At 47.3% G+C, this 21,631-nt stretch carries 17 protein-coding genes; 16 read left to right on the forward strand and 1 reads right to left on the reverse strand.

From position 1 onward, the window contains the following. The first annotated feature begins 188 nt into the window (after window positions 1–188). Window positions 189–722: a hypothetical protein gene (locus DW694_RS06885; protein WP_147420723.1), complete on the forward strand. Its 534-nt coding sequence runs from the start codon at window positions 189–191 to the stop codon at window positions 720–722. A gap of 200 nt (window positions 723–922) precedes the next feature. After that, complete coding sequence (gene nrdD / locus DW694_RS06890; RefSeq protein WP_015526126.1) at window positions 923–3,058, forward strand: anaerobic ribonucleoside-triphosphate reductase; 2,136 nt, start codon at window positions 923–925, stop codon at window positions 3,056–3,058. A 158-nt stretch (window positions 3,059–3,216) separates the two neighbouring features. On the opposite strand, the gene arcC is transcribed toward nrdD, so the two are convergent. Next, complete coding sequence (arcC, locus tag DW694_RS06895) at window positions 3,217–4,149, reverse strand: carbamate kinase (RefSeq protein WP_015526125.1); 933 nt, start codon at window positions 4,147–4,149, stop codon at window positions 3,217–3,219. 566 nt (window positions 4,150–4,715) lie between these two features. Between arcC and DW694_RS06900 the strand changes: the two genes are divergently transcribed. From DW694_RS06900 to ychF, 14 genes are all read left to right on the forward strand, one after another. Next, the gene (locus DW694_RS06900; protein WP_118752743.1) at window positions 4,716–6,749 is read left to right on the forward strand and encodes a DUF11 domain-containing protein; all 2,034 of its coding nucleotides are present in this window, start codon (window positions 4,716–4,718) and stop codon (window positions 6,747–6,749) included. A 187-nt stretch (window positions 6,750–6,936) separates the two neighbouring features. Further along, on the forward strand, window positions 6,937–8,403 hold the full coding sequence (locus tag DW694_RS06905; protein WP_118752744.1) for a UDP-N-acetylmuramoyl-L-alanyl-D-glutamate--2,6-diaminopimelate ligase: 1,467 nt from the start codon (window positions 6,937–6,939) through the stop codon (window positions 8,401–8,403). Window positions 8,404–8,407: 4 nt separating this feature from the next. Next, window positions 8,408–10,627 (forward strand): primosomal protein N', encoded by a 2,220-nt coding sequence (gene priA / locus DW694_RS06910; protein ID WP_118752745.1) that lies wholly within the window; start codon window positions 8,408–8,410, stop codon window positions 10,625–10,627. 12 nt (window positions 10,628–10,639) lie between these two features. After that, window positions 10,640–11,113, forward strand: a complete 474-nt coding sequence (gene def, locus DW694_RS06915; RefSeq protein WP_118752746.1) for a peptide deformylase — start codon at window positions 10,640–10,642, stop codon at window positions 11,111–11,113. Between the two features lie 12 nt (window positions 11,114–11,125). Beyond that, entirely contained in the window at window positions 11,126–12,070 is a 945-nt protein-coding gene (gene fmt / locus DW694_RS06920; RefSeq protein WP_118623414.1) for a methionyl-tRNA formyltransferase, read from the forward strand. 6 nt (window positions 12,071–12,076) lie between these two features. Beyond that, window positions 12,077–12,784, forward strand: coding sequence for a zinc metallopeptidase (locus tag DW694_RS06925; protein WP_015526118.1), 708 nt, complete (start codon window positions 12,077–12,079; stop codon window positions 12,782–12,784). Next, the gene (gene rsmB, locus DW694_RS06930; RefSeq protein WP_021651616.1) at window positions 12,777–14,132 is read left to right on the forward strand and encodes a 16S rRNA (cytosine(967)-C(5))-methyltransferase RsmB; all 1,356 of its coding nucleotides are present in this window, start codon (window positions 12,777–12,779) and stop codon (window positions 14,130–14,132) included. Before DW694_RS06925 ends, rsmB begins: the two co-directional genes overlap by 8 nt. Window positions 14,133–14,138: 6 nt before the next feature. Beyond that, window positions 14,139–15,179, forward strand: coding sequence for a 23S rRNA (adenine(2503)-C(2))-methyltransferase RlmN (gene rlmN / locus DW694_RS06935; RefSeq protein ID WP_118752747.1), 1,041 nt, complete (start codon window positions 14,139–14,141; stop codon window positions 15,177–15,179). 1 nt (window position 15,180) lies between these two features. Then, the gene (locus DW694_RS06940) at window positions 15,181–15,927 is read left to right on the forward strand and encodes a Stp1/IreP family PP2C-type Ser/Thr phosphatase (RefSeq protein WP_021651617.1); all 747 of its coding nucleotides are present in this window, start codon (window positions 15,181–15,183) and stop codon (window positions 15,925–15,927) included. After that, window positions 15,921–18,146 (forward strand): Stk1 family PASTA domain-containing Ser/Thr kinase, encoded by a 2,226-nt coding sequence (gene pknB / locus DW694_RS06945; protein WP_118752748.1) that lies wholly within the window; start codon window positions 15,921–15,923, stop codon window positions 18,144–18,146. Before DW694_RS06940 ends, pknB begins: the two co-directional genes overlap by 7 nt. Before the next feature lie 2 nt (window positions 18,147–18,148). Further along, window positions 18,149–19,027, forward strand: a complete 879-nt coding sequence (gene rsgA / locus DW694_RS06950) for a ribosome small subunit-dependent GTPase A (RefSeq protein ID WP_021651619.1) — start codon at window positions 18,149–18,151, stop codon at window positions 19,025–19,027. 3 nt (window positions 19,028–19,030) lie between these two features. Next, window positions 19,031–19,705 carry a ribulose-phosphate 3-epimerase gene (rpe, locus tag DW694_RS06955; protein WP_015526113.1) on the forward strand — a complete coding sequence of 225 codons (675 nt, stop codon included), beginning with the start codon at window positions 19,031–19,033 and terminating at the stop codon, window positions 19,703–19,705. Between the two features lie 2 nt (window positions 19,706–19,707). Next, a complete protein-coding gene (locus DW694_RS06960) occupies window positions 19,708–20,382 on the forward strand; it encodes a thiamine diphosphokinase (protein WP_118752749.1) in 675 nt (224 codons plus the stop codon). Between the two features lie 145 nt (window positions 20,383–20,527). Further along, window positions 20,528–21,625, forward strand: coding sequence for a redox-regulated ATPase YchF (ychF, locus tag DW694_RS06965; protein WP_044961563.1), 1,098 nt, complete (start codon window positions 20,528–20,530; stop codon window positions 21,623–21,625). The last annotated feature ends 6 nt before the right edge of the window (window positions 21,626–21,631 follow it).

Raw genomic sequence — 21,631 nt, forward strand, 5'->3', positions numbered from 1 at the left:
TTATTGCTCTGTGGGGTATTATAGCAGAAAATGGGTGGAGTGGCAATATAATGAGAGGGGAAGTCTTTTGGGGTATCGTAGAAAAATGCTGGGTATTAAATGCCTGGTGTGATATACTGAAAAAAGAATGCTTATGTTTACGACGGAAATATAAATATCCGTTTTGACGGATAGAATGGAGGGAGCTTATGGCAGGTCAAAGGTGTCAGGTTTGTGGGGGTAAGGTTGTAAATGGCAGGTGTTCATTATGTGGGATGCCTTACAGAAATGATGAGGTGTTATATCATTTGAATGAGCCCCGGGAGATACATTATAAACATGCTTCCGCCAAAGTGCGGGATATGATGCGGCAGTATGGACAGGATGCTGATCAAACAACACAACATAACGGAAACGTAAACCGGAATACGAACGCAAACCGGAATACAAACATAAATCGGAATACGAATGCAAGCCGCAATACCGATTTGAATCGGAATCTAACCAGAAGCCGGAATACAGGTGCAGCAGCCGGACGTAAGACTGCAGCGGCAGTTAATACCAGGAATAAAACAACGGTGGGCAGAAATCGTGCAGAAGTTTTAGAACAGGGAAAAAAACAGCAAAAAAAAGATCAGAAAAGCAGCGGGGCAGGCTGGATCATATGGTTTATAGTGACACTGGCCATTCTGCTTCCAAAATTATGGGATTTTCTTGCAGACTGGATCGGAACAAATTTGTGAGAATATTTCTGCAGTGAGATCAGGCAGTGCTAAGTGTCTGTATTTTCGTGTATACAGAAATATCCCTTTTCTTTTCTCCTCAGCTGTGTTATACTCATGCCTAGCACAACATATAGATGAAGAACAATATATAGAAGATATAGGTACTATATATAGTATTTTGCATAGCGACTTATATATAGCACAGGGAGGGATGAGCAATGTTATATGTGATCAAGAAAGACGGGACAAGAGAGGAGTTTAATCCGCAGAAGATCGTGGCTGCCGTGAACAAATCCGCAGAGCGTATTCTTTATACTTTTTCAGACGAGGAGAAGGATTTTATCTGCCGTTTTGCCCAGGAGCATGCGGATTCCCTTGGAAAGAATGAGATTGAGATCCAGGAGATGCACAATATCGTGGAGGGGGCTCTGGAGCGTGTGAATCCGGCAGTTGCCAAGAGCTACCGTGATTATCGGAATTACAAGCTGGATTTTATCCATATGATGGATGATGTCTATACCAAGAGTCAGGCGATCCGTTATATCGGTGATAAAAGTAATGCCAATACAGACAGCGCCCTTGTTGCCACGAAACGAAGCCTGATCTTTAATGAGCTGAACAAGGAACTCTATCGGAAGTTTTTTATGAACCGTAATGAGCTTCAGGCATGTAAGGACGGCTACATTTATATTCATGACCAGTCTGCACGTCTGGATACCATGAATTGCTGTCTGTTCGATGTGGCAGCTGTTTTAAGTGGCGGTTTTGAGATGGGTAATGTCTGGTATAACGAGCCGAAGACTCTGGATACAGCCTTTGATGTTATGGGGGATATCATTCTCAGTACAGCAGCACAGCAGTATGGTGGCTTTACAGTGCCGGAGGTTGATAAGATCCTGGCACCGTATGCAAAGAAGAGCTATGATAAATATATTTCCGAATTTATGAAATACTCGGACGAGAGCTGGAGTGGCCGTGAGGAGAGAGCTATTGAGTATGCTCTTGATAAGGTCCGCAGGGATTATGATCAGGGCTGGCAGGGAATTGAGTACAAGCTGAATACCGTCGGTTCTTCCAGAGGTGATTATCCGTTTGTTACGGTGACACTTGGTCTCGGAACCGAGCAGTTTGAGAAGATGTGTACGATTTCCCTTCTTGAGGTCCATCAGGGAGGACAGGGTAAGGCCGGACACAAGAAACCGGTACTTTTCCCGAAGATCGTATTCCTTTATGACAAAGAGATCCATGGTCCAGGAAAGTGCTGTGAGGATATTTTTGAGGCTGGTGTGGAGTGTTCCTCCAAAACCATGTATCCGGACTGGCTGTCTATGTCCGGCGCAGGCTATATTTCCAGTATGTACAGGAAATACAAGAAGGTCATCAGCCCGATGGGATGCCGTGCTTTCTTAAGTCCGTGGTATGAGCGTGGCGGTATGGAGCCGGCGGATGAGAATGATACGCCTGTTTTTGTGGGACGTTTTAACATTGGTGCGGTAAGCCTTCATCTTCCGATGATCCTTGCAAAAGCCAGAGCGGAGAGCAGAGATTTTTATGAGGTTCTGGATTTCTATCTGGAAATGATCCGTAACCTGCATATTCGCACTTACGAATATCTGGGACAGATGCGTGCATCCACCAACCCGCTTGCATATTGTGAAGGCGGTTTCTACGGCGGACATCTGAAACCGAATGAAAAGATTGGCAAGATCCTGAAGCCTATGACAGCTTCCTTCGGTATCACAGCGTTAAATGAGCTTCAGGAACTTTACAATGGCAAATCCATTGCCGAGGATGGGGCGTTTGCTCTGGAGGTCTTGAAATATATCAATGACAAGGTAAATCAGTACAAGAAGGAAGATGGTTATCTTTATGCGATCTACGGAACACCGGCAGAGAGTCTTTGTGGCCTGCAGGTAGAGCAGTTCCGTAAGATGTATGGAATCATTGAGGGCGTTTCTGACAGACCATATGTGAGCAACAGCTTCCACTGCCATGTAACAGAGGATGTGACTCCGATCGAGAAACAGGATCTGGAGGGACGTTTCTGGGAGCTCTGCAATGGCGGTAAGATTCAGTATGTACGTTATCCGATCGGCTACAATAAGGAAGCTATCCGTACACTGATCCGCAGAGCCATGGATCTGGGATATTATGAGGGAGTGAACCTTTCTCTTGCATACTGTGACGATTGTGGTCATGAGGAACTGGAGATGGATGTATGCCCTGTCTGCGGTTCCAGAAACCTGACCAAGATCGACCGTATGAACGGATATCTTTCCTACAGCCGTGTCCATGGAGATACCCGCCTGAATGAGGCGAAGATGGCTGAGATCGCTGAGCGAAAATCTATGTAAATGCTAGCTGTCCGATCAACTGTGGAACAGTGATCGGACAGCCAGACAATATAAAAATATCCCGCAGAGCTGCCGGTAAGACCAGCAGCCGTCTGCGGGATATTTTTATGTAAAGTGAAGTTTTATAGTTCACTTTGTATTCTGAGTCCGTAAAATGATCATTTAATGATAGTTCCGGTCTTCTCACGGTAGCCGTCTTTTGCATGGGCCATGTCTGTGATGATGGTACGGCGTCCGGTTCCCTTCTCCACGAAGGAAACACCTGCTTCGATCTTAGGAAGCATGGAGCCTGCCGCAAACTGTTTGCCGGCAATATATTTCTTGGCATCTTCTGTGGAAATAGTATCCAGATAAGATTCGTGATCCGTATTATGGTCAAGGCTTACTTTCTCGACGCTTGTAAGGATCATCAGAGTGTCAGCGTTCAGTTCTTCTGCAAGAAGTCCTGCTGCCAGGTCTTTCTCGATGATGGCGCTGGCACCATTCAGCTGAGTTCCCTGCTCAAGAACCGGGATTCCGCCGCCGCCTGCGGCAATGACGATCTGCTCTGCTGCAGAGAGGACCTTTACGGTTTCAATCTCTACGATCTTCTGTGGCTTCGGTGCTGCAAGGATACGTCTGTACTGGCCCTCGCCCACCTTTGTGACAAAGTTTCCTTTTTCTTCTTCAGCCTCGGCCTCTTCTGCGTTAAGAACACGTCCAATGATCTTCTCCGGCTCTGCAAATGCTTCATCGTATGGATCGATGACAACCTGTGTCAGAACTGTACTGACCGGTTTGTAGATCCCTCTGGAGATAAGCTCAGCACGGATGGCGTTCTGAAGGTCATAGCCGATATAACCCTGGCTCATGGCGGAACATACGGACATTGGTGCAAATGTATAATCAGGATGTGCCTTACCGAATTCATTCATTGCGGTGTGGATCATCCCTACCTGCGGACCGTTGCTGTGGGAGATCACTACGCGGGTTCCTTCCTCTACCAGATCTGCGATTACCTTCGCTGCGAGTTTTGTAGCTGTTTTTTGCTCTGGAAGTGTGGTGCCAAGTGCCCGGTGGCCTAATGCAACTACTACGGTTTTTTCGCTCATAGGAAATACCTCGTTTCTCTTAAAAATTGGAATGAAATCAGTTACTGTATTCAGTAACGAGTACATCGAAAACGATGCACGAGTATTATATTTTATTATAAAAGACCTATGTGGGAAATGCAATAGAAAATCGAGTGTTTTCCGAGACAGGAAAAACCGCCTGATCCAGTCAGACGGTTTGATTCCTACTATTTTTTGAGGGGGGGAGATAGAGAGTGGTTTTTCATCTATCCAACACCTATTATATAGAGAAAATATGTTTAAAATATGTCGTTAATCTAAAAGAAATGGAAAATTTATAAAGAAAGTTTAAACAAACTTTATAATTTTTATATCCGGTTGCGCATGGTCTGAAAATGTGATACATTGAAAAAGTCTTGATCCTGCATTCTGCGGGATCTGTTCACGCATCGTTTCGATGCAGAAATCCATTTTATTTTATCGAAAAAAACATTGATCATGCACCATTTGCCGGGGAGGGATGCCTTTGTCTGTGGAAAAGTAAGTTTCTGTAAAAAAAACATGTGTATAAGAAATGCCAGATCAGGCAGAAATGAGGAAGAGCCATGAAAAACAGAATATGGAAACAGATGAAGAAAGCCGGAATTGTGACAGTGCTGGCAGGAGCCATGCTGGGAGGAACAATAGAACCGGAGCTGACTCTGGGAGCAGATTTTTTGCCGGGACAGGCACCGTTTATCGATCAGAGTGTGTTCTGGAAAGACATAGAATCCGGACAGGCGGAGCTTGGAATCCGGATTCGCGGCCTGAATGAATGGCTGTCCGGGAGAAGGTTTTCGGAGGATAAGGAGAAAAATGAGAAGTGGGACGATGAACTTCAGAAGATTGAAGATCCATCGGTGGAGCAGGAAGAAGAGATAGAACCGGAGCTGCCGGAGGATGACTTGCAGCAGGAAGAAGAGCCGGAGCAGGAGCTGCCAGAGGATGATTGGCAGCAGGAAAAGGAGCCAGAGCAGGAGCTGCCGGAGGATGACTTGCAGCAGGAAGAAGAGCCAGAACAGGAGCTACCAGAGGATGAGGATGACTTGCAGCAGGAAGAGAAGGCAGAACAGGAATTGCCGGTGGATAAGGTTGTGGAAGGAATCGGAATAGAAATGGAGGAAGGATATGAGCACGTGGAGCAGCTGGCATCCGGGGAAACAGTACAGCCGGAGGATGAAGAGCAGGAGAAAACGGGTCCGCTCACACCGGAAGGAACGTCGCCCGGAGGGGAAAATGTAGGGAATGAAGAGGAAGGTGAGTCTGAGGAGACGCAAAAGCTGACGCTGGTCACGTATATTTCGGAGTATTTTGTTCTGGAAACGGATTCTGTCCCGAAAAATATGGCTGCACAGCAGATTTCTGTAAGGAGTCAGAGCGGTGAAGCGACAGAGATCACAAAGCTGGAAAGCGTGCTGAACGTGGAGCAGAACGGGCAGGATGAGATCTTTTTCCGTATCCCGCTGATTCTGCGGCAGGAATACCGTTTTCCGGCAGAGAAAAGCAGTTATCCTGTGACTCAGGAGGAACCGCTCCAGAAGGACTGTACCGGTGCGGGAACCTTTCTCATGACAGAAGAAAACGGGGAAGAGCTGGTGATCGCAGAGGGGATCTCGCCTATGCTGGACGTGGAGGCTGCTGAGGCTGATATGGAATTGTCGGTAACTGCACAGAATGAAAAAATGAAAGCAGGGCAGACCATCCGTTATCAGGTGGAGATCGCTAATACCGGAAAGCTGGATCTTGCAGATATCCGTCTGACCAGTAGCCTTTCCTGCCCTAAGATCCGGCAGCTGTGGGAAGATGCAGAAGGCCTTCTGACAGAAGGAGCTGTGGCGGAATTTGCAGAATTAAAAGCCGGAGAGAGCAGGAGCTTTTATGTACAGGCGCCGCTTCTGGATGAACAGGAAAAAGATCTGGAGCACCAGGTGGAAGCAGAGGCCAGGGTGAAGGACAGAGCGGATGAGGTGATCCGGAAGAACGCCTCCACTATAAATGCTCTGGAGGCACTGAAGGCGGATCTTTCTGTAAAGAAAACTGCAGACAAAGAAACCGCTGCACCGGGTGAGACTGTGACCTATCAGATCTGTATCGTGAATACCGGTGAAAAAACGCTTCATTCGGTTGTGGGAACGGAGCGCTTTCAGGCAGCAGGGATCCATGCACAGTTTCTGGAGCAGGAAGGTGTAACGCTCAACAGCAGCTGTACAAAGGCAATGATCCAACAGATCCCGCCGGGAGAGGCAGTTTCTCTTCAGGCTGTGGTGAAGATCCCGGGAAAAACAGCGGATCAGAAGCTTTTTAACCAGGTGACGGTCACAAGCCAGGAAACCGGAGAGCGATTGATGGAGGCCTCCGCTTCTGTCATGGTAAAAGGAGAGGTGGCTATTACGCCGGAAGAAGGGCTGCCTTTGCAGGGAGATGACCAGGGTCCGGCTTCCGGTCAGATACAGATGGCAAGAACTGCGTCCACACATCCGAAGACCGGAGATGATACCAGGAGGGATTTGTGGACGCTTCTGGCAGTGACAGCTTTGGTGACTGTGCTGGGCGGCATCTGGCTCCGGAAAAAATATGCGGATATTTATGGAAAAAGCTGATGTTACTGAGAACGGAGTGAACAGTAACAAGCTGATATTTTACAAGGCGGCCGTACCTCAAAGAAACGTTGAAAACAGGGGGGAGGTGTGCTATTCTATATGGTATGTACAGAAAATAAGAACAGTATATTTCCCGCCTCCGGTGTGCTGCCCGTCAGACCGGAAAAAGGGAAGATGGAGGAGAAAAATGAATCTTTTATCCTTATTGGAACATCTTGAATACAAATGCCTTCAGGGAAGTACAGAGCAGGAGGTTTCTTCTGTTGTATATGATTCCCGCAAAGTAGAAGAAGGGAGCCTTTTTATCTGCATCAGAGGTGCGGTCGTGGATGGACATAAATTTATACCTGATGTTGTGGCAAAGGGTGCGAAGACACTCATCGTGGAAGAAGCGGTGGAGGCACCGGAGGATGTGACAGTGATCCAGGTAGAGGATACCCGTTACGCCATGGCCTTTATTTCAGCAGCATGGTTCGGACATCCGGCAGAAAAGCTCAAAACCATCGGTATCACCGGAACCAAAGGAAAAACAACTACAACCTATATGGTGAAATCGATCCTTGAGAATGCCGGATATAAGGTTGGTCTGATCGGAACCATCGAGGCTGTTATCGGGGAGAAGCATATCCCGGCAGCCAACACGACACCGGAATCCTATATGGTACAGAAATATTTTCATGATATGGTAGAAGCAGGCTGCGATGCGGTCGTTATGGAGGTTTCCTCACAGGGACTGATGCTTCACAGAACCCAGGGATTTGTGTTTGATTTTGGAATTTTCACAAATATTGAACCAGATCATATCGGACCGAATGAGCACAAGGACTTTGATGATTATTTGCACTGCAAATCCATGCTTCTCAAACAGTGTAAGGTTGGTATCGTAAATCGTGACGATGAACACTTTGACCGCATTATCGAAGGCCACACCTGTAAACTTGAAACCTATGGATTTTCCGAAAAAGCAGATCTCCGTGCAGAGGGCGCCAGACTCGTAGGAAGAAAGGGCTATCTGGGAATTTCCTATCATGTTAAGGGACTTATGGATTTTTCTGTGGAGATCGATATTCCAGGTAAGTTCAGCATTTACAATTCTCTGACTGCCATTGCCATCTGCCGCCATTTTAAGGTATCCGAGGAGAATATCATCAAAGCTCTGAAGGTGGCCAGGGTCAAAGGCCGTATTGAGATGATCAAGGTATCTGACGAATTTACACTGATGATCGATTACGCACATAATGCCATGGCGCTGGAGAGCCTTCTCGGAACACTGAAGGAATATGATCCGCACAGACTGGTATGCCTGTTTGGCTGTGGCGGAAACCGTTCCAAGCTGCGCCGTTATGAGATGGGTGAGGTTTCAGGAAAGATGGCAGATCTGACCATCATTACTTCAGATAATCCGCGAGATGAGGATCCACAGGCCATCATCGATGATATCAAGATCGGAATGGCAAAAACAGATGGAAAATATGTAGAGATCCCGGATCGTAAAGAGGCGATCGCCTACGCGATCCATCACGGTGAGCCGGGAGATATCATCGTCCTTGCCGGAAAGGGCCATGAGGATTATCAGGAGATCAAGGGTAAGAAATATCCCATGGATGAGCGTGTACTGATCCGGGAGATCCTGGAAGAAGATCAGAAAGCGTAAATGGATGATCTATGCAGATGTGATCATTGATATTTCTCATGAAAAGCTGGACCGGGATTTTCAGTATCGTGTACCTGAGGAGCTGGTGCAGGCAATAAAACCCGGAGTTGTGGTCACAGTGCCCTTCGGAAAGGGAAATACCCTTCGGAAAGGCTATGTGACCGGGATCTCCGGAACGGCAAAATATGATGCGTCAAAGCTCAAGGAGATCCGGGGAGTGTCCACAGACAGTGAGACAACAGAATCTCGGCTGATCGCACTTGCGGCCTGGATGAAGGAGACCTATGGCTCCACCATGATCCAGGCGCTGAAAACAGTTCTGCCTGTAAAAGACAAGGTCCGTGCAAAAGAGAAAAGGCTGATTTTTTTTACAGGAAAAAAGGAAGAGGGTCAGGCACTTCTTGGCAAGCTGGAAGGCAGCCGCTTTAAAGCACGTGAGCGGTTCCTTCGGGCAATCCTGGAGGCCGGGAGCCTGGATTATACCTATGCCTCCAAAGAGCTTGGAGCCGGCATTTCCGTTCTTGATTTTTTTGAAAAAAAAGGTCTGATAACTATTGAAAGTCAGGAAATGTATCGCATTCCCGAGGGGCTCGGCCTGGTGAAGGAGAACATGGAGCTGAGTCTGAACCAGGAACAGCTTTTGGCGGCAGAGCAGATCTTTCGGGAATGGCAGGAGCCGGACCCAAGGCCTGCACTTCTTTTCGGAGTGACCGGAAGCGGAAAGACCCAGGTTTATATGCGCCTGATCCAGAAGGTACTGGAGGAGGGAAAACAGGCGATCGTGCTGATCCCTGAGATCGCGCTTACTTATCAGACAGTCAGGCGCTTTTATGCCATGTTCGGAGATAAGGTTTCGGTTCTGAACTCCAGACTTTCCCAGGGAGAACGTTATGATCAGTTCAAAAGAGCAAAACGTGGTGAGATCCAGGTGATGGTAGGACCCAGATCCGCACTGTTCACACCGTTTTCAGATCTGGGACTGATCGTTATCGACGAAGAGCATGAACCCACCTACAAAAGTGAGAATACGCCAAGGTACCATGCACGTGAGACTGCCATTGAGAGGGCACGAATGGAACATGCCCGTGTGGTCATGGGATCAGCCACTCCGTCATTGGAAGCCTACAGTCATGCCTGTGACGGAGAATATCTTCTGGTAAAGTTAAACGCACGTTATGAGGAAAGGCCTCTTCCACAGGTATCAATCGTGGATCTTCGGGAAGAATTAAAGAAAGGAAACCGCTCGGTACTGAGTCTGGAGCTGAAGAGGGATCTGGAGCAGGTCCTTGAAAGAAGAGAACAGGCCATGCTGTTTCTGAACCGGAGAGGATATGCGGGCTTTGTTTCCTGCAGAGCCTGCGGTCACGTTATGAAATGTCCCCACTGTGATGTATCTCTAAGTGAACACAATGGCAATCGTCTGATCTGTCATTATTGCGGCTATGAGACTGTGAAACCGGAAATCTGTCCGTCTTGTGGTTCACCGCACATTGGTGGATTTAAGGCAGGAACCCAGCAGATCGAGAAGGTCATTGAAAAAGAATTCCCGAAAGCCAGGGTACTTCGAATGGATTTTGATACCACAAGGACCAAGGACAGCTATGAGAAGATCTTGGCTTCTTTTGCAAAGCATGAGGCAGATATTCTGGTGGGGACCCAGATGATCGTCAAGGGACATGATTTTCCGAATGTGACTCTGGTAGGAGTGATTGCAGCAGATCTTTCGCTGAATATGGATGACTATCACTGCGGGGAGCGTACATTCCAGCTTCTGACTCAGGCAGTTGGACGTTCCGGCAGAGGGAATCGGCCGGGGCAGGCGGTGATCCAGACATATCAGCCGGAGCATTACAGTATCCAGGCTGCGGCTATTCAGGATTATAAGAAATTTTATAAAGAAGAAATGGGGTATCGGATGCTTCTGGACTATCCGCCGGCAGCCCATATGATGACTGTTTTTGGCGCCTGCCAGGATGAAGAACTTCTGAAAAATGCCATGTATTATATAGAAGTTTTTATCCGTAGGGTAAGTCCGAAGGAAGAGCTTCACATGATCGGACCTGCAGCTGCATCGGTAGGTAAGGTAAAGGATGTTTATCGTCAGGTGATCCATCTGAAGCACAGGGATATCTGCTTTCTCACAGCAGTCAGAGAGAAGCTGGAGAAATATATAGAGATAAATTCCGGATTCCGGAAAATATACATTCAATTTGATATGAATTAAAGGAGAAGAAAAATGGCACTTAGAACAATCCGTGTACAGGGGGATTCTGTACTGACAAAAAAATCCCGGACAGTAGACAAAATGACACCGAGGATCGGGGAACTGATCACAGATATGCTGGATACCATGTATGATGCAATGGGTGTTGGCCTCGCTGCACCACAGGTAGGAATCCTGAAACGTATCGTTGTCATCGATGTAGGTGAGGGCCCGATCGTGCTGATCAATCCGGAGATCCTTGAGACAAGCGGCGAGCAGACCGGTGATGAGGGATGCCTGAGCGTTCCGGGAATGGCAGGACAGGTAACACGTCCGAACTATGTGAAGGTAAAAGCACTTGATATAAATATGAACGAACAGATCTACGAGGGAGAGGGCCTTCTGGCAAGAGCGTTCTGTCATGAGATTGACCATCTGGATGGAAAAATGTATACAGAACTTGTGGAGGGAGAACTTCACAAGGTAACTTATGATGAAGAAGACTAAAGGCGGGATACTATGAAGATTATTTATATGGGAACTCCGGACTTTGCGGTGGCGCCTCTTGCAGCACTGGCAGAGAACGGATATGAAGTGGAGGCTGTGATCACACAGCCGGACAAACCGAAGGGCAGAGGCAAAACTATGATGCCTACTCCTGTAAAAGAAGAAGCACTGAAACACGGGATCCCGGTACTGCAGCCGGTGAAGGTAAGAGATCCTGAATTTGTGGAAGAACTGAAAAATCTTGCACCGGACATCATCATTGTTGCGGCATTCGGGCAGATCATTCCAAAGAGCATCCTGGATATGCCGAGATTCGGATGTATCAATATCCATGCGTCTCTGCTTCCCAAATATCGTGGAGCTGCACCGATCCAGCAGGCGGTGATCGACGGTGAAAAAGAATCCGGCGTTACCATTATGCAGATGGGAACCGGTCTGGATACCGGTGATATGATTTCCAGGATCGTGGTTCCGCTTGCCAAAGATGAGACAGGTGGAAGCTTGTTTGATAAGCTCGCACAGGCGGGTGCAGAGCTTCTGGTACAGACTTTACCGTCCATTTTTGACGGAACTGCAACCCGCGAGAAACAGCCGGAGGAGAGTCCAACACCATATGCTGCCATGATCTCCAAAAAAATGGGGCTTCTGGATTTCAGCAAAAATGCGGAAGAACTGGAGCGTCTGGTAAGAGGCCTTGATCCATGGCCAAGCGCTTTTACCTTTATCAATGGAAAAACATTGAAGGTCTGGAAGAGCTCTGTTCTGGAAAAACAGGCACAGGAAGCACCGGGAACTGTGATAGCCGCTGACAAAGGAGGAATCCAGGTAGCATGCGGCCAGAAGGTACTCGTGCTCCATGAAGTGCAGCTGGAAGGCAAAAAACGCATGGAAGCGGATGCGTTCCTTCGGGGATATCAGTTGAAACCAGGAGACATGTTCAGAGATTCCAGGGAGTGATGAGTTATGTACGGATATGGTTATTACGGATGGGGAATGGACCCCACGATTCTTTTGCTCGTGATCGGAATGCTTCTTTCTCTTGCGGCATCCGCGAAGCTGCGCAGTACCTTTGCAGTCTATAAAAAGGTCCGGAGTCATTCAGGTATCACCGGTGCGGAAGCTGCACAGAGGATCCTGAGAGCGGCTGGGATCACAGACGTACAGGTGGTTCCGATCCGCGGAAGTCTTACAGATCACTATGATCCGAGAACGAAAACGGTTTCCCTTTCAGAAGATATTTATGGAAGAAATTCTCTGGCGGCTGTGGGGGTGGCAGCACATGAATGTGGCCATGCGATCCAGGATGCGATCAATTATGCACCACTGAATATCCGTTCAGCCATTGTACCTGCCGCAAATATTGGTTCCCAGCTTTCATGGCCGCTGTTTATCGCAGGACTGATCTTTTCCATTGATCCGCTGGTAACTCTGGGAATTGTTTTGTTTTCACTGGCAGTACTGTTTCAGCTGGTGACACTTCCGGTTGAGATCAATGCGTCTTCCAGAGCGCTTAAAATGCTGGAAAGTACAGGTATCTTAGGTGCAGATGAAAAAAAGGGTGCAAGAAAAGTACTTACAGCGGCAGCGCTTACCTATGTAGCAGCTCTGGCGGCATCTATTCTGCAGCTTCTGAGACTGATTATCCTTGCAGGAGGTAGAGATCGTGATTAGCAGCGGAGTAAATACCAGAGAACTGATCCTTGAGATCCTGTTACAGATCGAGGAGGAGGGTGAGCACAGCCATATTGCGATCCGGAATGCGCTTTCCAAATATCAGTTTCTTCCGAAACAGGAACGTAGCTTTATTACAAGAGTATGTGAGGGAACCCTGGAATACAGGATCTATATTGATTATGTCATCGATTCTTTTTCCAAGGTTTCTGTAAACAAGATGAAACCGCAGATCCGTGAGATACTGAGAAGTGCGGTATATCAGCTGAAATTTATGGACAGTGTTCCGGACAGTGCAGTATGCAATGAAGCGGTAAAGCTGGCACAGCGAAAAGGCTTTTATAATCTAAAGCCCTTTGTCAACGGGGTGCTCCGTACGATCGCAAGAGAGATCGGTGATCTGGAGCTTCCTTCCAGGGAAGAAAACGAAGTCCGTTATCTTTCTGTGAAATATTCCATGCCGGAATATCTGGTAGAAAAATGGAAAGCAGCCTACGGAGTGAAGACTACGGAGAAGATCCTGGAGGATTTTCTGACAGAAAGACCGATCACAGTACGGTGCCGTACTCATAAGGCGTCTCTGAGAGAAATCGTCACCAGTTTGAAGTCTCAGGGAGTGACAGTAGAACAGGCTCCTTATCTTCCCTATGCACTGAAGATTTCCGATTACAATCATATTTTGACACTTGAGACTTTCCTTCAGGGAAAGATCCTGGTGCAGGATGTAAGCTCTATGCTTGTAGCGGAAGCTGCAAGTCCGAAAAAAGGTGACCATATCATCGACATGTGCGCTGCACCAGGTGGAAAAAGCATCCATGCGGCAGACAAAATGGGGGATTACGGAAATGTGGATGCCAGAGATGTAAGTCAGTATAAGGCAGATCTTATCAAAGAAAACATCCACAGGACCGGAGTGATCAATGTGGAAGCCAGAGTTCAGGATGCAACGGTATATGATCCGGATTCCGAACAGGCTGCGGATATTGTGATCGCGGATGTACCGTGCTCCGGTTATGGAGTTATCGGCAAGAAACCGGAAATCAAATACCGGGCAACTCCGCAGAAACAGGAAGAGATCGTAATGCTCCAGAGAATGATCCTGGATAAGGCTGCAAAGTATGTGAAACCGGATGGAACGCTGATCTTCAGCACATGTACCATTGCCCGGGAAGAAAACGAAGAAAATGTATTATGGTTTTTAAAGAATTATCCGTACCGGCTGGAAAGCCTGGATCCGTATATTCCGGAGGAACTGCACTGTAAATCCACGAAGCTTGGCTATCTGCAGCTTCTGCCGGGAATACATAAGACAGATGGATTCTTTATTGCCAGATTCAGAAGGAAATAACAGAAAATGACAGATGTAAAATCCATGACCATGGAGGAATTGAAGGAATTCATGACAAAGATCGGTGAAAAGCCTTTCCGGGCGAAACAGATCTATGCATGGCTTCACCAGCAGCTGGTTACCTCCTGGGATGAAATGACAAATCTTTCCAAAAGCCTCAGGGAAAAGCTTTCGGCTTATCCGATCACAGCACTGACCCAGGCAGATGTAAGGATCTCAAAAATTGACGGAACCAGAAAATATCTGTTCCAGCTGGAAGATGGAAATGTGATCGAGAGTGTTCTCATGCGGTATCACCACGGAAATTCTGTGTGCATTTCTTCTCAGGTGGGCTGCCGTATGGGATGCAGATTCTGTGCATCTACCATCGGAGGATTGACCAGATGCCTGAAACCGTCCGAGATGCTGGATCAGATTTACCGTATCCAGGCAGATACCGGTGAACGTGTGGCCAATGTAGTTGTGATGGGAACCGGTGAGCCGATGGATAATTATGACAATCTTGTCCGTTTTGTCAGGATCCTTACCGACGAAAACGGTCTTGGGATCAGTCAGAGAAATGTGACGGTTTCTACCTGTGGGATTGTGCCGAAGATGTATGATCTGGCTGAAGAAAAGCTTCAGATCACTCTGGCACTTTCCCTTCATGCTCCAAATGATGAAAAACGACAGGAACTGATGCCGATCGCGAATAAGTATTCCATGGATGAGGTTCTGGATGCCTGCAGAAATTATTTTAACAAAACAGGCCGAAGGATCACCTTTGAGTACAGTCTTGTAGCCGGCGTCAACGACAGTGAAGAAGATGCGAGACAGCTGGCAGGCCGTATAAAAGGCATTAATTGCCATGTAAATCTGATTCCGGTCAATCCCATCAAGGAACGCTCCTATGTGAGGTCTACTCGACAGGCTGTGGAGAATTTCAAAATAAAACTTGAAAAATACGGAATTAATGTTACTATTAGAAGGGAAATGGGCAGCGATATCGACGGTGCCTGTGGACAGCTAAGAAAAAGTTACATGGAAAAAACAGAAAGCGAGAAGTGACATGAGGATATACTCAGCTACTGATGTAGGGCAGAAGCGGAAGATGAATCAGGATTATGTGTTTGCATCTGAAGGTCCGGTTGGAAATCTGCCTAATCTTTTCACAGTCGCGGACGGAATGGGCGGACATAACGCCGGTGACTATGCATCCTCACATGCAGTACGGATCCTTGTGGATGAAATCCGTGAAGATGCGGATTACAATCCTGTGAAGGTTATTCGTCATGCGATCGAAGCTGCGAATACGGAGATCAGAAACCGTGCGCAGGAAGACGAAAACCTCCGGGGTATGGGAACCACTATGGTGGTGGCGACTATTGTAGATCAGTATGCCTATGTAGCCAATGTGGGTGACAGCCGTTTATATGTGATCCAGGACGGAATCCGCCAGGTCACCAGAGATCATTCCCTGGTACAGGAAATGGTGAGAATGGGCGAGATCAGCGAAGCGGAAGCACGGAATCATCCGGATAAGAACATCATTACAAGGGCACTTGGCGCGGAGAAAACGGTGGATGTGGATTTCTTTGATCTGAAACTTGAAAAAGGATGTACGATCCTGATGTGTTCAGACGGTCTCAGCAATATGGTTGAAGATGAGAAGATCCAGGAGATCATATCCGATCCGGAAGCAGATATTGATCAGAAGGGCAGTGCGCTCCTTCGGGAAGCAAATCAGAATGGTGGTAAGGATAATATTGCAGTCGTACTGGTAGAGCCATTCACGAATGAGGTGGAAGCATGTTGAAGACGGGAATGATCATAGCCGAGCGCTATGAGATCGTAGGAAAAATCGGAACTGGCGGAATGGCAGATGTCTATAAGGCTATGGACCATAAGCTGAACCGTTTTGTTGCCGTGAAGGTCCTGAAACCGGAGTTTCGGGAAGACACCACGTTTATAAAGAAATTCAGAAGTGAGGCCCAGGCGGCAGCTGGTCTTACACATCCGAATATCGTCAATGTATTTGACGTAGGAGATGACGGTGGTGTTTATTACATTGTTATGGAACTGATCGAGGGTATCACTCTGAAGGAATACATCTCCAAGAAGGGAAAGCTTTCCATTAAAGAGGCTACAAGTATCGCAATCCAGGTTTCTATGGGTCTGGAGGCGGCACACAGCCATGGTATCGTTCACAGAGATGTGAAGCCCCAGAATATCATTATCTCCACAGATGGTAAAGTAAAGGTCACAGACTTTGGAATTGCCAGAGCTGCATCTTCCAATACGATCAGCTCCAATGTAATGGGATCTGTACATTACAGCTCACCTGAGCAGGTGAGAGGCGGATACAGCGATGAGAAGAGCGATATCTATTCTCTTGGAATCACACTGTATGAGATGGTCACAGGAAGAGTTCCTTTTGACGGAGATACCACTGTGGCGATCGCTATCAAGCATCTGCAGGAAGAGATGGTTCCGCCAAGTGTTTATACACCGGACCTTCCGTACAGTCTGGAGCAGATCATTCTGAAATGTACACAGAAAAGTGTAGATCGTCGTTACAGCCGTATGGAGGATGTGATCGCAGACCTGAAGCATTCTCTGATCGATCCCCAGGGTGATTTTGTAAGGCTTACTACAGTTGACAACGATGCCAAGACGGTTGTGATCTCAGAAGAAGAGCTTGGTGAGATCAAACATACACCGAAGCAGATCACAAAACCGGAGATCACCGCACTTGAGGAAGAAAAATACGATGATAACGATTACGATGATGCAGAGGAAGAATACAGACCGAGATCCGAGCATAGATCCGGAAAGAAAAAGAAGCATCATGGTTCCGGAAGAGGCCTGACGATTGCGGCACTGATCGGAGGTGCAGTCCTTCTGATCGTTCTTGTGGTAGTGCTTGGACGTGCCGCAGGACTGTTTGGAACCGGCAGCAGCGGAGCTGCAGACAGCAGCAAGGCAGAAGCGAAGCAGGAATCAGCAGCTGACGGTCTGGCAACTGTTCCTGATCTTGTAGGCAAGACAGAGGAAGAGGCTAAAACACTTGCAAACGATGCACATCTGGGTGTCCAGATGGCCGGTGAGGAGGCATCCGATCAGGAAAAAGGCAGGATCTCCCGTCAGGAGACAGCTGCGGGAACACAGGTTGAAGCCAATACAACTGTGAAATACTGGGTAAGCACCGGAACAGCACAGGTTACGATCCCGGATCTGGATGGACGCACAGGAATCGATGCACAGCAGACTCTGGAAGATCTTGGACTTCAGGTAAATGTCCAGAAAGAATACAGCGACACAGATGACAACGGATATGCATTGGTAGATCCGGGATATGTTTACAATGTCGAGCCGGCAGCAGGTACTTCTGTGCAGGCAGGCTCTTCTGTGACACTGACAGTCAGCCGAGGGGTTGATTATGGCGATAATGCTGAGGTCCCGAGTGTTGTGGGAATGACCAAGGATGATGCACTTACTACTTTAGGTAAATTTATTGATATCCAGATAACAGAACAGCAGAGTACAGAAGCTGCAGGTACAGTTATCGCACAGGATCCGGAAGCCTATGCGGCAGCGGACCCGGATCAGCCGATCAGCATTACCATCAGCTCCGGTGACAAGGCTCCATCCACAGACAGCACAGCATCTGCAGATAGTACAGCATCTACAGACAGTACAGCATCCACAGACAGCACAGCATCTGCGGACAGCACAGTATCCACAACTACATCTACAGCAGATGTCAATGCAAACACAGGCTGGAAATGTACACAGACACTGGATACTCCGTCCGGCTACAATGGAGGCGCAATCCGTCTGGAACTGATCCAGAACGTAAACGGTGAGCCTAAGGCATCCACTATCATTGATGGACAGAATATCAGCTTCCCGTATCAGCTTGATATCTCAGGTGCTGAGGGCGTTACCTCAGGAACTATCTATCTCTATGAAGAGATGGACGGAGATTATCAGCAGCTTGGAACCTACACGGTTACATTCAAGAAAGCTGAGTGATCATGCAGGGAAAGATAATCAAAGGTATTGCCGGATTCTACTACGTATATGCAGAAGACGGCAATACATATGAATGCAGAGCCAAGGGAATTTTCCGTAAGGATAAATTCAAGCCTCTGGTAGGTGACAATGTGGACATTACAGTTCTGGATGAAAAGGAACTGGAGGGAAGTGTGACGGAGATCCACAAGCGGAAGAATTCTCTGATCCGTCCGGCTGTGGCCAATGTAGATCAGGCACTGGTGATCTTTGCCATGGATAATCCGAAGCCGAACTTCATGCTTCTGGATCGTTTCCTCATTATGATGGAGAGGGAAGGTGTTCCGGCAGTCATCTGTTTTAACAAAAAAGATCTGGCAACAACGGAAGAGCTGGAATTTCTCTATGAAACATACCAGAGCTGCGGCTATCAGGTGATCCTGTCAAGTGCCCTGAAGGGAGAAGGACTCGACGAGATCGAAGAAGTGCTTCAGGGCAGGACAACTGTGGTTGCCGGCCCATCCGGCGTGGGAAAATCTTCTCTTACAAATTCCCTTCAGGAAGAAGTGGAGATGGAAACCGGTGAGATCAGCCGTAAGCTGAAACGGGGAAAACATACCACGCGCCATGCACAGATCATACCGGTGGCACAGGATACATTCCTTGTGGATACACCGGGATTTTCCTCCTTATATATTGAAAATATGGAGGAGCAGGAACTGAAGGATTACTTTCCGGAGTTCCGAAGATATGAAGGACAGTGCCGCTTTCAGGGGTGCCGTCACATACATGAACCGGGCTGCGCTGTTAAGGAAGCCCTTGAGAACAATGAGATCAGCAGACTCCGATATGAAGATTATCTGGAGCTGCACCAGGAATTAAAAGAGAAAAGGAGATACTGAGTCATGGAATACCGATTGTGCCCGTCGATCTTATCAGCAGATTTTAACAGACTGGGAGAACAGATCAAAATTCTGGAAAAGGAAGGCGTTGAATATCTGCATATTGATGTTATGGATGGAGATTTTGTTCCCAGCATTTCTTTTGGAATGCCGGTGATCAAATCGATCCGGAAAGAATCCAACATGTTTTTCGACGTACATTTGATGGTAACAGAACCGGAAAGATATATCCGCGATTTTGTAGAATGCGGAGCAGATTCCATTACTGTACATGCGGAGGCATGTGAGGATCTGGAGCGTACACTGGAGCAGATCAGGGCAGCAGGGGTAAAGGCGGCAGTTTCGATCAAGCCATCCACACCGGTAAATGACATCAGCCATCTTCTTGAAGATGTGGATATGGTGCTGATAATGACTGTTCAGCCAGGATTTGGCGGACAGAAATACATGGACGAATGCACGGAGAAGATCCAGGAGCTTCGTGAGCTTATTGATGAAGAAGAGCTGGATGTTGATATCCAGGTAGATGGTGGTATCAATGATGATACACTGGAGACGGTTATGCGTGCCGGTGCAAACCTCATGGTCGCAGGTTCCTGGGTATTTAAGGGCGATGTGGCAGCCAATGTAAGACACATTACAGAAAAAATCCACAATATCAAAAAAGAGCTGGACTGAAAATGATCGATACAATAATAATCAGCGGGGGCAATATCCAGAATGGTTTTGCCCTCGATTTTTTAAAAAAAAGAATAGAAGAAAGCCGAGGAGAGAAAATCACTCTTGTTGCTGCAGATAAGGGGATGGAATGGTTTATGAAAAACCGGGAATTTATTCCGGATCTTGCAATTGGGGATTTTGACAGTCTTTCCGAAGAAGGCCAAAAATATATGGAAAGCCTGAAGGGACTGGAGATCATCAGGCTGAAGCCAGAGAAGGATGATTCGGATACACAGTCTGCGGTAAACCAGATGATCCGCAAGGGTGCAAAGGATATCCTGATCCTGGGAGCTACCGGCACAAGGCTGGATCATGTGCTGGCGAATCTGGGACTGCTTTCCATGGGCAAGGAACAGGGCGTTCGTATTGCGATCGCAGATCAGTGGAATTATATCACACTTGCAGAAAGCGGAACCATACTGCACAGAGAGGAGCAGTTTGGAAAATATGTTTCATTCTTTACTGTGGGAGGTGATGTGACAGGCCTCACTCTGAGGGGATTTAAGTATCCGCTGAACGGATATCATCTGACAGTAGAAGACAGTGGCCTGACCGTCAGCAATGAGATTTCGGAAGAAACCGCAGAGATCCTGTATGAAAGCGGGCAGCTTCTGATGATCATGTCCAGGGACTGACAGTAACAATAATTGCCTCACAGTTGCGATTTCAGGCTGTGTATGGTAATATGGGACAGGAATGGCCTGAAAAACGGAAAGGCCTGTTTAAAGAGTATCTGAAAAATACTGTAAATAAATATATCGAAAGGACGTATATAGAGAGATGAAATTAGGAATCGTAGGTCTTCCTAACGTAGGAAAAAGTACATTATTTAATTCACTGACAAAAGCCGGAGCAGAATCCGCAAACTATCCGTTCTGTACTATCGACCCCAATGTGGGTGTTGTAACCGTTCCGGATGAGAGACTGAATCTTCTCGGAGATTTTTATAAATCAAAAAAAGTAACACCGGCAGTGATCGAATTCGTCGATATTGCAGGTCTTGTAAAAGGCGCATCTAAGGGAGAGGGACTTGGAAACCAGTTCCTTGCAAATATCCGTGAGGTAGATGCTATCGTTCACGTGGTACGCTGCTTTGAGGATTCCAATGTTGTTCATGTAGATGGAAGCATTGATCCGCTCCGCGATATCGAGACTATTAATCTGGAGCTTGTTTTCTCTGATCTTGAGATCCTCGAGAGAAGAATTGCCAAGGTTACCAAGACTGCACGTATGGATAAGGAAGCTGCCAAAGAGCTTGCATTCCTTGAAAAAGTAAAGGCGCATCTGGAAGAGGGACAGCTTGCCATTACTCTGGAAACAGAGAACGAAGATGAGGATGCATGGCTTGCAACTTATAATCTTCTTACTGCAAAACCGGTGATCTATGCGGCTAACGTTGCAGAGGATGATATTGCAGATGATGGGGCGAACAATCAGTATGTACAGGCAGTACGTGAATACGCTGCCAAACAGAACAGCGAGGTATTTGTGATCTGTGCGCAGATCGAGGAGGAAATCTCCGAGCTGGATGAGGATGAGAGAAAGATGTTCCTTGAGGATCTGGGACTGACAGAATCCGGCCTGGAGAAGCTGGTGCGCGCAAGCTATCACCTTCTTGGCCTTATGAGCTTCCTGACAGCCGGAGAGGATGAGACAAGAGCATGGACCATCAAGATCGGAACCAAGGCACCGCAGGCAGCAGGTAAGATCCACACAGACTTTGAACGTGGATTTATCAAAGCAGAGGTTGTGAATTATCAGGATCTTCTGGATTGCGGTTCCTATGCAGGTGCCAGAGAGAAGGGCCTTGTACGTATGGAAGGAAAAGAGTACGTTGTACAGGACGGAGATGTGATCTTATTCAGATTTAACGTGTGATCACCA

It is taken from the genome of Ruminococcus sp. AM26-12LB, assembly GCF_003480785.1.
In the GTDB taxonomy this organism is placed as follows: domain Bacteria; phylum Bacillota; class Clostridia; order Lachnospirales; family Lachnospiraceae; genus Blautia_A; species Blautia_A fusiformis.

Excerpts from the sequence above, each read along its gene's own strand:
- priA (WP_118752745.1), top strand. The coding sequence starts at position 8,408 with ATGATCTATGCAGATGTGATCATTGATATTTCTCATGAAAAGCTGGAC.
- pknB (WP_118752748.1), top strand. The coding sequence starts at position 15,921 with ATGTTGAAGACGGGAATGATCATAGCCGAGCGCTATGAGATCGTAGGA.
- rlmN (WP_118752747.1), top strand. The coding sequence starts at position 14,139 with ATGACAGATGTAAAATCCATGACCATGGAGGAATTGAAGGAATTCATG.
- DW694_RS06900 (WP_118752743.1), top strand. The coding sequence starts at position 4,716 with ATGAAAAACAGAATATGGAAACAGATGAAGAAAGCCGGAATTGTGACA.
- fmt (WP_118623414.1), top strand. The coding sequence starts at position 11,126 with ATGAAGATTATTTATATGGGAACTCCGGACTTTGCGGTGGCGCCTCTT.
- DW694_RS06960 (WP_118752749.1), top strand. The coding sequence starts at position 19,708 with ATGATCGATACAATAATAATCAGCGGGGGCAATATCCAGAATGGTTTT.
- def (WP_118752746.1), top strand. The coding sequence starts at position 10,640 with ATGGCACTTAGAACAATCCGTGTACAGGGGGATTCTGTACTGACAAAA.
- DW694_RS06905 (WP_118752744.1), top strand. The coding sequence starts at position 6,937 with ATGAATCTTTTATCCTTATTGGAACATCTTGAATACAAATGCCTTCAG.
- nrdD (WP_015526126.1), top strand. The coding sequence starts at position 923 with ATGTTATATGTGATCAAGAAAGACGGGACAAGAGAGGAGTTTAATCCG.
- ychF (WP_044961563.1), top strand. The coding sequence starts at position 20,528 with ATGAAATTAGGAATCGTAGGTCTTCCTAACGTAGGAAAAAGTACATTA.
- arcC (WP_015526125.1), bottom strand. The coding sequence starts at position 4,149 with ATGAGCGAAAAAACCGTAGTAGTTGCATTAGGCCACCGGGCACTTGGC.
- rsgA (WP_021651619.1), top strand. The coding sequence starts at position 18,149 with ATGCAGGGAAAGATAATCAAAGGTATTGCCGGATTCTACTACGTATAT.
- DW694_RS06885 (WP_147420723.1), top strand. The coding sequence starts at position 189 with ATGGCAGGTCAAAGGTGTCAGGTTTGTGGGGGTAAGGTTGTAAATGGC.
- DW694_RS06925 (WP_015526118.1), top strand. The coding sequence starts at position 12,077 with ATGTACGGATATGGTTATTACGGATGGGGAATGGACCCCACGATTCTT.
- DW694_RS06940 (WP_021651617.1), top strand. The coding sequence starts at position 15,181 with ATGAGGATATACTCAGCTACTGATGTAGGGCAGAAGCGGAAGATGAAT.
- rpe (WP_015526113.1), top strand. The coding sequence starts at position 19,031 with ATGGAATACCGATTGTGCCCGTCGATCTTATCAGCAGATTTTAACAGA.